The sequence below is a fragment of the Stutzerimonas stutzeri genome (assembly GCF_024448955.1).
Taxonomy (GTDB): Bacteria; Pseudomonadota; Gammaproteobacteria; order Pseudomonadales; family Pseudomonadaceae; genus Stutzerimonas; species Stutzerimonas stutzeri_AQ.
The window spans coordinates 91,706-104,562 of the sequence record NZ_JAMOIH010000012.1 but is presented as its reverse complement, the minus strand read 5'-3'; the positions used below and the strand labels follow the sequence as shown (position 1 = coordinate 104,562).

General features: G+C 61.0%; 10 protein-coding genes and 1 riboswitch. Of the genes, 6 read left to right on the top strand and 4 right to left on the bottom strand.

What is annotated here, in order from left to right:
* The first annotated feature begins 190 nt into the window (after positions 1-190).
* Complete coding sequence (locus NA645_RS14030; protein WP_256049387.1) at positions 191-1,594, top strand: DegQ family serine endoprotease; 1,404 nt, start codon at positions 191-193, stop codon at positions 1,592-1,594.
* Positions 1,595-1,696: 102 nt separating this feature from the next.
* On the opposite strand, the gene NA645_RS14025 is transcribed toward NA645_RS14030, so the two are convergent.
* Positions 1,697-1,954 (bottom strand): DUF1272 domain-containing protein, encoded by a 258-nt coding sequence (locus tag NA645_RS14025; RefSeq protein WP_181104329.1) that lies wholly within the window; start codon positions 1,952-1,954, stop codon positions 1,697-1,699.
* A 197-nt stretch (positions 1,955-2,151) separates the two neighbouring features.
* On the opposite strand from NA645_RS14025, the gene NA645_RS14020 reads away from it, so the two are divergent.
* Positions 2,152-5,265, top strand: a complete 3,114-nt coding sequence (locus NA645_RS14020; RefSeq protein ID WP_256049386.1) for an ATP-binding protein — start codon at positions 2,152-2,154, stop codon at positions 5,263-5,265.
* A gap of 168 nt (positions 5,266-5,433) precedes the next feature.
* Positions 5,434-5,531, top strand: a riboswitch (glycine riboswitch).
* A 161-nt stretch (positions 5,532-5,692) separates the two neighbouring features.
* Positions 5,693-6,958: a D-amino acid dehydrogenase gene (locus NA645_RS14015; protein WP_256049385.1), complete on the top strand. Its 1,266-nt coding sequence runs from the start codon at positions 5,693-5,695 to the stop codon at positions 6,956-6,958.
* 33 nt (positions 6,959-6,991) lie between these two features.
* On the opposite strand, the gene NA645_RS14010 is transcribed toward NA645_RS14015, so the two are convergent.
* The 3 genes from NA645_RS14010 to NA645_RS14000 all read right to left on the bottom strand — a co-directional run bounded on the left by NA645_RS14010 (position 6,992) and on the right by NA645_RS14000 (position 8,136).
* Complete coding sequence (locus tag NA645_RS14010) at positions 6,992-7,333, bottom strand: FKBP-type peptidyl-prolyl cis-trans isomerase (RefSeq protein WP_131651643.1); 342 nt, start codon at positions 7,331-7,333, stop codon at positions 6,992-6,994.
* Between the two features lie 113 nt (positions 7,334-7,446).
* On the bottom strand, positions 7,447-7,746 hold the full coding sequence (locus tag NA645_RS14005) for a GNAT family N-acetyltransferase (RefSeq protein WP_256049384.1): 300 nt from the start codon (positions 7,744-7,746) through the stop codon (positions 7,447-7,449).
* A gap of 78 nt (positions 7,747-7,824) precedes the next feature.
* Positions 7,825-8,136, bottom strand: coding sequence for a hypothetical protein (locus NA645_RS14000; RefSeq protein ID WP_256049383.1), 312 nt, complete (start codon positions 8,134-8,136; stop codon positions 7,825-7,827).
* 252 nt (positions 8,137-8,388) lie between these two features.
* On the opposite strand from NA645_RS14000, the gene NA645_RS13995 reads away from it, so the two are divergent.
* The 3 genes from NA645_RS13995 to NA645_RS13985 all read left to right on the top strand — a co-directional run bounded on the left by NA645_RS13995 (position 8,389) and on the right by NA645_RS13985 (position 12,773).
* Positions 8,389-9,576, top strand: coding sequence for an acetyl-CoA C-acyltransferase family protein (locus NA645_RS13995; protein WP_256049382.1), 1,188 nt, complete (start codon positions 8,389-8,391; stop codon positions 9,574-9,576).
* A 120-nt stretch (positions 9,577-9,696) separates the two neighbouring features.
* Complete coding sequence (locus NA645_RS13990; protein ID WP_256049381.1) at positions 9,697-10,605, top strand: chemotaxis protein CheV; 909 nt, start codon at positions 9,697-9,699, stop codon at positions 10,603-10,605.
* Positions 10,606-10,853: 248 nt separating this feature from the next.
* Positions 10,854-12,773: a methyl-accepting chemotaxis protein gene (locus NA645_RS13985; protein WP_256049380.1), complete on the top strand. Its 1,920-nt coding sequence runs from the start codon at positions 10,854-10,856 to the stop codon at positions 12,771-12,773.
* Positions 12,774-12,857 lie beyond the last annotated feature (84 nt).

Here is a 12,857-nt window from a genome sequence, read left to right as displayed (position 1 = left end):
TTCACACGAAGCTGACTGTACAAGGCGTAGAGTTCTTCACAGGCTGACGGAACAGCTTGCTCCCTTGGGTGGGTTTGCCGTGGCCGGGCTGTTGAGCAGCATTCGAGCGCACGGCGGCCCGCTATTTTTTGGTCTGGATGGCCACACTCAAGTTCGTTTAACCAATTTTCATCGTGGGAGACCTGTCACCATGATTCTTCGTAAAGACCTTCTGGCAGTCGTAGCCGGCGTCGCGCTATTCGGGCAGGCGCTGGTCGCCTATGCGGATCTGCCAGATTTCACGCCGCTGGTCGAAGATGCCTCGCCGGCGGTCGTGAACATCAGTACCAAGCAGAACAAACCCGCGCGTGGCGCGCTGGCGCAGATGCCGGATCTGGAGGGCATCCCGCCCATGTTCCGCGAGTTCTTCGAGCGTGGTATCCCGCAACGACCCGAGCGCCGAGAGGCTCAGTCGCTGGGTTCGGGCTTCATCATTTCCGAAGATGGCTATGTGCTGACCAACAACCACGTGGTTGCCGATGCCGATGAAATCATGGTGCGTCTGCCTGATCGCAGCGAACTGCAAGCCAAGCTGGTCGGAGCCGACCCGCGCAGTGATGTGGCATTGCTGAAAATCGAAGGGGACGATCTGCCGACGGTCAAGCTCGGCAGCTCCGAAGCATTGAAAGCAGGCGAGTGGGTCGTCGCCATCGGTTCTCCGTTCGGCTTCGATCACACCGTGACGGCGGGCGTGGTCAGCGCGACTGGTCGCAGTCTGCCGAATGAGAGTTACGTTCCCTTCATCCAGACGGACGTAGCAATCAACCCAGGCAATTCGGGTGGCCCGCTGTTCAACCTCGACGGTGAAGTGGTGGGTATCAACTCGCAGATATTCACCCGCTCCGGTGGCTTCATGGGGTTGTCGTTCGCCATCCCGATCGACGTCGCCATGGATGTCGCCAACCAGCTGCGTGAAGACGGCAAGGTCAGCCGTGGTTGGCTCGGGGTGGTCATTCAAGAAGTGAACAAGGATCTGGCCGAGTCGTTTGGTCTCGAGCGTCCAGCCGGTGCGCTGGTGGCGCAGGTTATGGATGGTGGGCCGGCAGCCAAGGGCGGCCTGAGGGTGGGTGATGTGATTCTGAGCGTCAACGGCAAGTCCATTGATATGTCGGGGGATCTGCCGCACCTCATCGGTGCGATGAAACCTGGCACCACCGCCAAATTCGAGATCGTGCGTGACGGCGACCGCGAGACCTTGAGCATCGAGGTCGGTGCCTTGCCCGCAGACGGCGATTTGCTGGCCTCGTCTGGTGGCGCGGGCGGTACTACCCACAGCGATAACCGCCTCGGTGTTTCGGTGACCGAGCTGACCGACGCCCAACGTCAGGCGCTCGAAATCAACGGTGGTGTGGTGCTCAGTGAAGTCAACCAAGGCCCTGCGGCGATGATCGGCCTGCGTCCGGGTGACGTCATCACGCATCTGAACAACCAGGCCATCGACTCGGTAGAAACCTTCAGTCAGGTCGTCAAGTCGCTACCGAAGAATCGCTCCGTGTCGATGCGCGTGCTGCGTGACGGACGGGCCAGCTTTATTACGTTCAAACTGCCGAAATAACGGCCTAGCCCTGAACACGAAATCCGGCCCGCTTTGCGGGCCTTTTTTTGTACCCATCACTGTTGGGTTAGACGAGCGATGGCGAAGATAGGCCGTCGGGTCTTACCGAACGATAGGGGCCGGGCTGCACCGTTGCGGCTTATAAACGCGTTGTGTGGATGCCGGGTTATTAGCGAGCTTTGCAGCGGGGCGACGGGGGCGGGCCACCAGTTCGCCGCCGCAGTTAGGGCAGATGAAACCAAGTTTCGACTCTGCGCACTCCGTACAGAAGGTGCACTCGAAGGAGCAGATCAACGCTTGCGCAGATTCTGGCGGCAAATCAATGTTGCAGCATTCGCATCCAGGCCGAAGTTCTAACATGCAAATCTCCCAAGGATTCAATTATCTGGCAGCGCCTTGCCACCTGAAGATGTGAATGAACTGGTCCGCAGCAAGGACCCTCCAAGTGCTGATACTCGTTGCACGGATTGCTTAAACTAATGCGTGCCGCTCGGTGACGCACCGTTTCGCCGAGTTTTTACGCCTTGATTCTAATCAGGGTGTCAGGGGAAGAACTATTGAATCAGGCAAGAGCGAAACCGACCCGCTCGGTACCGTTGCGCAGCCGTCTGCTGACGATCGCGCTTGCCGGAATTCTGCCTCTGGCATTGGTCGCTGGGCTGGGTCTGGTATCGATAGTCAATGACCAGAAGCTGCTGGCGAAGCAGCGCAGTCTGGAAGCCACACGCCTGGCCGCCACGGCAGTCGAGGTCGAGCTCAGGCGGTCACTGGACGTGCTGCAGGCGTTATCGCAATCAACGCTGCTCGATGAGGATGATATCGACAGCTTCGCTGGTATGGTCCATCGCGTATTGCCCTCGGTGCCCAGCTGGTATGCCCTGCTCGTTATCACGCCGGACGGCCAGGTCATCCGGCGTATTTCGCGGCACGACTCGCCCGCATCCAAGGCGATTGCCGAGCCGCGCAGTTTCGCTGAACTGATGCGCACTGGTGAGCCGCAGGTCGGCAACATGGGGTTGGGCCCCGGCGGGGTGTGGGGGATTCCCATACGCGTGCCGGTCGATATCGAGGGGAACACTCGCTACGTCCTGACAGCGGTGCTCAAGCCTGAATCCATCGTCGAGGTCATCAGCGACCGCCGATTGCCGCCGGGCTGGATCACCACAGTGCTGGACGCCAGCGGCATGCGCATCGCACGTTCTCAGCGGCACCAGGAAACCGTGGGGCAGCTGGCGTCTCCGACGCTCCAGAGCATGCTCGTGGACAATCCCGCCGACGAAGGAGTGGGCATGGCCATGACGGTAGAAGGTGCTTCGGCGTACACCGCATTCGTCCGCCTGCGTCCCTCCAGGTGGGTTGTCGCCACGGGTGCGCCAACCGAAACGGTGGAAGCTGGCGCCGCTCGGGCTTTCACGCTCTATGGCGGCGGACTGTTGCTGTCCCTGATGTTTGCCGTCGCCGCAGCGTTGTTCGCGACGCGGCGAATCAACGTGCCGATGCGTCAGTTGCGCCGGGCGGCGCAGGCCATCGGTCAAGGCCAGTCGTTACAACAGGTACCGAACAGCGAAATCGAAGAAGTGCGCGAGGTTGGCCAGGCACTGGCTGCCGCTGCGCAGGCGCGTAGGGCGAGCGAGGCCGAACGTGACAGCATGCTGTCGCAGCTGGAACTGGCTCAGCAGGACCTGACCGAGCAGATAAGTGATCTGAATTCGCTGCACACGCTCGGCAATCGCCTGCAGCAATTGCCGACGCTGGATGCTCAACTGCAGGCGATCATCGATGTGTTGTGCGAGCTGCACAGTGCGACCCACGGTCTGCTGGCGCTTAGCGACGGCGGGTCACCCTTGCGCATCCATGCGTCGAAGGGGTTTTCGACAGCGTCACTTGAGCTACTGGACAACGTAGCGCCCGGACTCGGCGTTTGCGGCGCAGCGGTACAGGAAGGCTGTCGGGTGGTGGTGACGGACACCGAAACCGATCCGCGCTTCACTGAGTTTCGCGTCGTGTCCCGTATCGAAGGGTTCCGCTCCGCTCACAGCACGCCGATCCTGCATAGCGACGGCAGCGTCCTGGGCACTTTGACCGTGCAACTCAAAGAGACGCGGCCCCCGACCGAGCGTGAGATTCGCCTGGCCGATCTTGCGGCTGGCCTTGCTGCGGTATTCATCGACCGGGCACGGGCGCAGAGCAAGGCCGGCATGTTTGAGCGGCGACTGCAGGTGGCGCTGGATTCGTCCACCGTTCCGTTCGCCATTCTTTCCCCGCACCTCAATGCTGCGGGCGAGTTACATGATTTCCGGCTGGACTTCATCAACCCGACCGGTGCCGAGAGCTTGCAGGGAACGGTTGTTGAACTGACGGGGCGGCGCATCAGCGAAGTGCTCGGACCCAATGCCAATCCGCAAGCGATCGACACGCTGGTGGCGGCGGCGACGCAGCAACAGCCGCGTGACATAGAGATGCGCAGCACTGCCTTTGCCAGCGAGCGCTGGGTGCGCCTGATCGCCACGCCCTTCGAGCACAGGCTTGCCGTCTGGTTCGCTGACGTGACCAAGTCCAAGCGCCAGGAACAGGCGATTCTGGAGTCCGATCGGCGCAAGGATGAATTTCTCGCAACCTTGGCGCACGAGCTGCGTAATCCGCTGGCACCCATTCGCCTGGCCGCTGGTCTCTTCGGCTCTCCCTCTGCATCCGAAGCCCAGAAGTTGCGCAGCCAGCAAATCATCGAGCGGCAGGTACGACATATGGCCCTGCTGCTGGACGATCTGTTCGATATCTCCCGCATCACCCTCGGCAAGTTGATGCTGCGTAAGGAATCGCTGGTTTTGCGGACCGTGATCGAGGCCGCTATCGAGACCGCACGGGCCAAAATCGAGGCGAAACAGCATGAGTTGATTGTCGAATTGCCCGAAGAGCCGATCCTGCTCGACGCCGATCCACTCCGGCTCGAGCAGATACTGGTCAATTTGCTGAACAACGCCGCCAAGTTCACCGCTCAGGGTGGACAGATCCGAGTTCGCGCCGCGTTGAAAGAAGGGACGGCAACGGTGTCGGTGACCGATAACGGCTTGGGCATTGCTCGCGAGCATCTCCAACTGATTTTCGAACGATTCGCTCAGGTGCCAACGACCCAAACACAGGTCAATGCTGGCCTGGGCATTGGGCTGGCGCTGGCCAAAGGGCTGGCCACTCTTCATGGCGGCGACATTCGCGTCAGCAGCGAAGGGGTTGGGTTGGGGGCGGAATTCGAGTTGAGTCTACCGGCGCTGGCCCCACCGCGGCGCGAGGCGCAGCCTGTGAAAGCCGACGAGTCTGGGGCCCATACGCGGCGGGTTTTGGTCGCTGACGACAACCGGGACATCGCCGAAACCATGGCCGAAGTCCTCCGGCTGGAGGGCCACGACGTGCATCTGGCCTTCGACGGGGTCGAAGCCTTCGAGCGCTATCGGCAGCTCGAGCCAGAAGTGGTGTTATTGGATATCGGCATGCCTGGACTGCGTGGCGATGAGGTTGCTCGGATGATCCGCTCGTCGGATTCGCGTGTTCGGCTGGTGGCGATCACTGGCTGGGGGCAACCGAGCGACAAGGAGAATGCGCTGGCGGCCGGGTTCGATGTACACCTGACCAAGCCCGTCGATATCGCTCAGCTGATAGCGCTTGTGGGCTCCTGAAATCATGCCTGTAACGCCGGTGATGGTTTCATGGCGTGCCGCTGAAGCGATCGAATGCATCGTTCCTTAGTCGTACGGCAGAAAAAATTGTGTTGCAAAGGGGCTGTTTTCTGGCACCTTGAGCACCGACTGCATCACCGGATCGATTTCGATCGGTCCGGCATGAAGTATGTGGACTCGGGAGAGACTGCAGCGACATCGTCGCCGGCAGCGCCGAAGGAGCAACCGCCCCGGAAACTCTCAGGCAAAAGGACCGATTCCACAGGTTTGACTCTGAAGAGCCGTCGGGTGTCGTCGCCCGCCGCACCGAAGGAGCAAGCGAACTCCGCTCGTTGGAGCTCGCGAAACTCTCAGGTCCAGAACAGAGGGGGCGTCTGATCCGCATGTCGCGGACGGACTCTGACCCTTGACGTTCTGGAGCGACACAATGAAAACAATCGCTGTCATTGGTGGCGGTATTACCGGCATCACCACCGCCTATGCGCTGGCCAAACGCGGTTTCGACGTAACCCTTTTCGAAAAGCATCGCTACGCCGCGATGGAAACCTCCTTCGCCAACGGCGGGCAGCTCTCCGCCTCGAATGCCGAGGTCTGGACTCACTGGTCAACCATCCTCAAGGGCATGAAATGGATGCTCAAGAGCGACGCGCCACTGCTGGTCAATCCCAAGCCCAGCTGGCACAAACTGTCCTGGTTCGCCGAGTTCATCGGCTCCATCCCGCAATACCGTCAGAACACCATCGAAACCGCACGCCTGGCCATTGCGGCCCGTGAGCATCTGTTTGCCTGGGCCGAGGAAGAGGGCATCGACTTCGACTTGAAGAAGGCCGGCATTCTGCACATCTACCGTGACAAGGCCGGCTTTGAGCACGCTGGCACCGTCTCCACACTGCTGGCCCAGGGTGGGCTGCCGCGCCGCAGCGTGACGCCGGACGAGATGCGGGCCATCGAGCCAACGCTGGCGGGGCAGTACTACGGCGGCTATTACACCGAGTGCGATTCCACCGGCGACATCCACAGCTTCACCAACGGCCTCGCGGCAGCGGCCATTCGCCTGGGTGTCGAATGCCGTTACGGCCAGGATGTTAAAGCTGTGGCGACCAACGGCAGCCAGGCCAGTGTCATTCTCGGCACGCCAGGCGGCGACGAAACCCTGGAATTCGACGGCATGGTGATCTGCGCCGGTACGGCCAGCCGAGCCTTGGCCGCGCAATTGGGCGACCGGGTGAACATCTATCCGGTGAAGGGTTATTCGATCACCGTCAACCTCAACGACGAGGCCAGCCGTGTCGCAGCCCCGACCGTGAGCCTGCTGGACGACGAAACGAAGCTGGTAACCAGCCGCCTCGGCGACAATCGTCTACGTGTCGCGGGAACCGCTGAGTTCAATGGCTACAACCGCGACATCCGCGCGGATCGTATCCGTCCGTTGGTGGACTGGGTCAACGAATGCTTCCCAGGCGTCAGCACTCAGAGCGTCGTGCCCTGGGCCGGGTTGCGCCCGATGATGCCGAACATGATGCCCAAGGTTGGCCGCGGCAAATCGCCCTGCATCTTCTATAACACCGGCCACGGCCACCTGGGCTGGACCCTGAGCGCCATTACCGCGGACATGATCGGTGACGTGGTAGGGCAATCGCTGGGCTCACAGGCGCCCATATCCACCGGAACTGGACAGGCTGCATTGGCCTGACCCCATAGTGATAGTCGCGGAACGCCGCGACTATCACTCATCCCGAGTCAGCACTTCCAATAGCTCAATCTCGAACAGCAGGTTCGAGTTCGGCTTGATGTGTTCGCCGATCTGCCGTTCGCCGTAGGCGAGGTGGGCGGGGACGAAGAGTTTGCGTTTGCCGCCGACCTTCATACCCATCAGCCCGATGTCCCAGCCTTTGATGACGCGTCCGGTGCCGATCACGCATTGGAACGGCTTGCCGCGATCATAGGATGAGTCGAAGGTGGTGCCGTCTTCCAGCTGGCCTCGGTATTGAGTGGTGATGAGTGCGCCCTTGACCACCTCCTTACCGTCGCCGACCTGGATGTCTTCGATCTGCAGTTCGTTGCTCATCGCTCTCTCTTCTCATGCGCTTGAAGCAGCGCGGGGCGGGTGCCGAGTGATCGGCAGTTGCCGGTCGGGGCGGGCATATTACCCGTACGCATGGTTGCCGCCCATCAGTGCGCTCATTGAACGGGCGAATCGACAATGTCGTTCCAGTCCGGGTGCTTCTTTACATAGGCGGCGACGAATCCACACACCGGGACGATGCGCTTGCCGCGCCGGCGGGCATCGTCGAGTGACTGGCGAATCAGTACGCTGCCCATGCCCTGGCCTTCGAGGCTCGGATCCACTTCGGTATGAGAAAAGACCAGACGGTCACCGTCCTCCCGGTAAGCGGCAACGCCGAGTGTTTTGCCGTCGATGTCCAGCAGGTAGCGCTGTTGTTCTTCGTCGTGTCGAACCTTCGCGTTGTTCTCGCTCATCGGTGGTTTCCTTCTCATGATTGCAGGGCAGGGCGTGAGCCCGACCAATGTTCTCAGTGGTTCGCGCTTGGCGTTGAGCTACAGCTCATCGACCAGCTGTTTGCCCATTTCAGTGCCGCGCTCGAGCGCTTCGTCGAAACTGTGGTAGTGCTGCGTCTGATCGACGCTCACCGGGACGACGATCTCGCGATCTTTCACGACCTCCGCGCCCGCCGCCCAAAGCGTCTCGCCAAAGGTTTCGTATTCATAACCGGTGAGATGCACGATCACATCGTGGTCTCGATAGACCAGCCGGTGGCTATGCGGAATCTGGTGATTGCTGCCGTTGGGGATGTGAGCAGGAGTTTCGAAGTAGGGTTGTTCGGCGTCCGGTTTGACTGCCTTGGTCATCGCTGGGCCTCCCATGGGTTGTCTGGATTGGGCCCGATATCAATGTGCATCGTTCCATCGTGAGGAAAGCGAGCGACGGGCGCATCGCTCTGCCGGCGCCCCCCATCGCGGCAAGTGACCGATGAGTTCTGCAATAACGCATGAGCGATCTGCAGCTTTTCCCTGTTGTTCTGCTGATTCATCCGGTTAGCATCGGTTGAACCGCCGCGCCGGATTGGCCGGAGCGACCCCATTCAGCAGAAGAGAACCCCCATGACTGAACGCGAAATCGTCGTTGTCGGTGCGGTGCGCACGCCCATTGGCTCCTTTGGCGGCGCGCTGAAGGACATCGATCTGACCACCTTGGCGACGACCGTCTGCCGCGCGGCGCTGAAGCGCTCCGGCACGCCAGCGGACGCCGTGGGCCACGTGGTGATGGGCAACGTGATACCCACCGAGCCGCGGGATGGTTATCTGGCGCGAGTCGCTGCGGTGGACGCCGGCATACCGCTGGAAACCCCCGCGTTCAACGTCAATCGCCTGTGTGGCTCTGGCCTGCAAGCAATCATTTCCGCCGCGCAGTCGATCCTGCTCGGCGATACCGATGTAGCCATTGGCGGCGGAGCGGAGAGCATGAGCCGCGGGCCGTTCATTGTGCCGAATATGCGCTGGGGTGCGCGCCTCGGGGATGGCGCGGTGATCGACTACATGAACACGCTCCTTCACGATCCCTGGGGCAAATTCCATATGGGCGTGACGGCGGAGAACGTGGCCGAGCGCTACGCGATCAGCCGCGAACAGCAGGATGCCTTGGCCTTGGAAAGCCAAGCGCGCGCCGCCCGGGCGTTGGAGAACGGCTACTTTCGGGAGCAGATCGTTCCGGTTGAAATCCGCAGCCGTAAAGGCACCGCTTATTTCGATACCGACGAGCATCTACGCTCGGATCTCACCATGGAGCGTCTCGCGGCATTGAAACCGGTGTTCAAGAAGGAGGGCGGCACCGTGACCGCAGGCAACGCGTCCGGCCTGAACGACGGAGCCGCGGCGCTGATACTGGCCGAGGCGGGACGGGCGAAGGCACTCGGGCTGACGCCCATGGCGCGATTGGTCGGTTATGCCCATGCCGGTGTCGACCCGGCTTACATGGGCATCGGTCCGGTGCCTGCGGTGCGCAAGGTGCTGGAGCGCACCGGCATCAGTCTGTATCAGATCGATGTGATCGAGGCCAACGAGGCCTTCGCCGCCCAGGCCTGTGCGGTGATGCAGGAACTCGGCATGGACCCGGGGCGAGTCAATCCCAACGGCTCTGGCATCTCGCTCGGGCATCCAGTGGGTGCGACCGGCGCGATCATTACTGTCAAGGCGATCCATGAGCTGCAGCGCATCCAGGGCCGCTATGCGCTGGTAACCATGTGCATCGGCGGTGGACAGGGCATCGCGGCGATCTTCGAGCGCTGCTGACCGGGAGCGCGGCATTTGGCAGAAGCCGTTCAGCTGACTGAAGATTTTGCCGCGCCAGCCGACAAGGCTGTAGCGAGGTGATATCTACGCCACGAGACCGGCTTTCCCACAGGACCATCCATGAAGAACACATCCGCCACCGACGCCTTATCGCTTCTGCTGTTTACACTACGCAGCGGCAAACAGATGGCGATCAACCTGTTGAAGGTCAGCGAGATCATTCCGACCCCGTCGCTGACCCGGCTTCCCGAGTCGCACCCTCATGTGAAGGGCGTCGCCACGCTGCGTGGTCAGCCGTTGACGGTGATCGACCTGAGCCTGGCGATCGGCATGGCGCCGCTGCAGGACCCCAGGGGCGGCTGCCTGATCGTCACCGAAATCAGCCGCTCGAAGCAGGGGTTGCACGTTCAGGCGGTGGTGAAGATCGTCCACATCCAATCTTCGAAAATCCTGCCGCCGCCGTATGGGGCGCGTAACAGCTCCTTCATTACCGGCACGGCTGAGGTAGACGGCGAGCTGATCCAGATTCTCGATGTGGAAAAGGTGATCCACACCGTTGCGCCTGCTCCCGCAGAGGCCGACATCTCCGACCTGGATGATCAGGACGCGCAGCTGCTTACCGAAACCCGCGCGCTGATCGTCGATGACAGCCAGGTGGCCGTGCATATGTCGGTATCGGCCCTGAGCAAGATGGGCGTCACCTGTCATGCGGTGCGCAGCGCCCGAGAGGCTTTCGAGAAGCTCGATAGCCTGAAGGACAGCTACGAGGCGATCAACGTGGTGGTATCGGATATCGAGATGCCGGAGATGGACGGTTACTCCTTCACCCAGGCGCTGCGTAAGCATCCCGATTACGCCTCTATCTACGTGCTGCTGCATACCTCGCTGGATAGCACCATCAGTACCGACAAGGCAAAGGCGGCCGGGGCCAACGACATCCTTACCAAATTCTCCCCGCCGGAAATGGCCAAATGCATGTTGCGTGCGGCGCGGGTGATCCATCTGGGTGAGGACGTCGCGGCAGGCTGATCAGCCGTTCCTGGTGATGGCGCTAACGATGTATCCGTAGCCCACCGAGCGGCTTTACCGCTTCGGTGGGCTTCTCGTCAGCATCTGTCGTTCAATCCTCGGCATTTTGCGATGTATGAATCCTGCTCTGCGCTCAAGCTTCATGGCTGGGCGCCGATATGGTGCGCGCGGGACCCAGGCTGGCCGCAAATAAAAACAATCATTCAACCTGAAAGACCCCGAATCGAATCTTTGAATGGACGTTTTTAATGAACAGCTGGTTTGGCAACATCGCGATCAACAAGAAGTTGGGGCTGGGCTTTGGCTCGGTGCTGATATTGACTCTGGTATTGGCCTGGAACGGTTGGGGTAGCCTTGGCAGCGTCATCCAGCGTAGCGGATGGATGACTGAAATATCCGCCTTGAATGACACGCTTACCGGGCTGCGGATTGCCCGGCTGCAGTTCATGCTGGCCAACGGCGATCCGGTTTCTACCGAGCGCCTTGACGACAAACTCGAGATCTATCTGGCTCAGCAGTCGAAGCTCCTCGGCACCTTCAAGAACCCCATCAATGTGGAGATGCTCAAAGAGCAGAGCGGGTTCAACGACGACTATCAGCGTTCGCTCGACAAGATGCGCAAGGCCTACATCGAAGCGAACGCCGCGCAAGGAGCGGTCAACGCCGCGGTGGGCGTTCTGGAGGAGCGGACTGGCGCGATCTATCAGCGAGTGATCGGCCTGTCGGACTATGACAGTTCCCGTTTTGCGCAACTGCAAGGCATCGCGCGGATCAGAGAAGAGCTGAAGCAGGTACGGTACTTATTCAGTGCCTATACCGCCAAGCCTACCGCCCAGAATGGCGATGCCATGATCGCTCAGCTGGATGCCGCGCAGTCTGCCCTGACTCAGTACGAGCGGACATTGGACGGCAGTGCGAATGATCTGAATGTGATCGAAACGACGCTCGGGCAGTACCGCACGGCTCTGCTGAATTTCCGAACTGCGACCGACACGATTGCCGTTGCACGCCAGGAAATGACCGACGTTCAGGCCGAAATCGTCAGAATCAGCGACGCCTTGTACCAGTTTCAGCTGGATCGGCTAGACATCGAAAGCGGCGACGCGCGCACTCGCCTGATCGTCAGCACTCTGCTCGCGCTGCTGTTGGGCATCCTGGCGGCATGGGTGATCACGCGCCAGATCACGCGTCCATTGCAAGACACGCTGAGAGACGTCGAGCGTATTGCTGCGGGTGACTTGTCTGCGAGCGCGCCAGTGACGCGTCGCGATGAGATGGGGGCCCTGCAGAAAGGCATTCAACAAATGGGTGCGACGCTACGCGACCTCATTGGCGGAATCCGCGACGGCGTTACCCAGATCAGCAGCGCTGCCGAAGAACTGTCTGCCGTGACCGAGCAGACCAGTGCCGGGGTGAATAGCCAGAAACTCGAGACCGACCAGGTCGCCACCGCCATGCATGAGATGTCGGCGACGGTTCACGAGGTTGCCCGCAACGCCGAGCAGGCAGCGTTTGCCGCAACGGAGGCTGATCACGAAGCGCGAGCGGGTGATCAGGTGGTCGCCGAGGTCGTCACGCAGATTGAGCGTCTGGCGGCCGAGGTGATTCGCTCTACCGAGGCGATGACGGTGCTACAAGGCGAGAGCGACAAGATCGGAAGCGTCATGGGCGTGATCAGAGCGGTCGCCGAACAGACCAACCTGCTGGCGTTGAACGCTGCCATCGAAGCGGCCAGGGCCGGCGAGGCGGGGCGTGGTTTTGCGGTGGTGGCTGATGAAGTGCGCGGACTTGCACAGCGCACGCAAAAATCCACCGAGGAGATCGAAGGCCTGGTGGCTGGCTTGCAGAACGGCACCAAGCAGGTCGCGACGATCATGCTGAGTAGCCGTGAACTGACGGACAGCAGCGTGGCGCTTACCCGCAGGGCTGGCGAGTCGCTGGAGAACATCACGCGCACCGTTTCGAACATCCAGTCTATGAACCAGCAGATCGCCGCGGCCGCCGAGCAGCAGAGCGCCGTAGCTGAGGAAATCAGCCGCAGCGTATTGAATGTTCGCGACGTTTCCGAGCAAACCGCAGCGGCGAGCAACGAAACCGCAGCCTCCAGCGTGGAGCTGGCCCGTTTGGGTAATCATCTGCAGATGATGGTGAGCCGGTTCAGGATGTGACATCCGGCGTCGGGCCTGCTAGCGCCATGCTGTCAGGCCCGACGCGAGTGGCCGCGTCGATGATTCTCTAGGCATGTTTGCGAG

What these genes read in the sequence shown, in the direction of transcription:
- NA645_RS14005 (WP_256049384.1), bottom strand. Translation starts at nt 7,746, where the DNA reads ATGAGCGAGAACAACGCGAAGGTTCGACACGACGAAGAACAACAGCGC.
- NA645_RS14000 (WP_256049383.1), bottom strand. Translation starts at nt 8,136, where the DNA reads ATGACCAAGGCAGTCAAACCGGACGCCGAACAACCCTACTTCGAAACT.
- NA645_RS13985 (WP_256049380.1), top strand. Translation starts at nt 10,854, where the DNA reads ATGAACAGCTGGTTTGGCAACATCGCGATCAACAAGAAGTTGGGGCTG.
- NA645_RS14025 (WP_181104329.1), bottom strand. Translation starts at nt 1,954, where the DNA reads ATGTTAGAACTTCGGCCTGGATGCGAATGCTGCAACATTGATTTGCCG.
- NA645_RS14010 (WP_131651643.1), bottom strand. Translation starts at nt 7,333, where the DNA reads ATGAGCAACGAACTGCAGATCGAAGACATCCAGGTCGGCGACGGTAAG.
- NA645_RS14030 (WP_256049387.1), top strand. Translation starts at nt 191, where the DNA reads ATGATTCTTCGTAAAGACCTTCTGGCAGTCGTAGCCGGCGTCGCGCTA.
- NA645_RS13995 (WP_256049382.1), top strand. Translation starts at nt 8,389, where the DNA reads ATGACTGAACGCGAAATCGTCGTTGTCGGTGCGGTGCGCACGCCCATT.
- NA645_RS14015 (WP_256049385.1), top strand. Translation starts at nt 5,693, where the DNA reads ATGAAAACAATCGCTGTCATTGGTGGCGGTATTACCGGCATCACCACC.
- NA645_RS13990 (WP_256049381.1), top strand. Translation starts at nt 9,697, where the DNA reads ATGAAGAACACATCCGCCACCGACGCCTTATCGCTTCTGCTGTTTACA.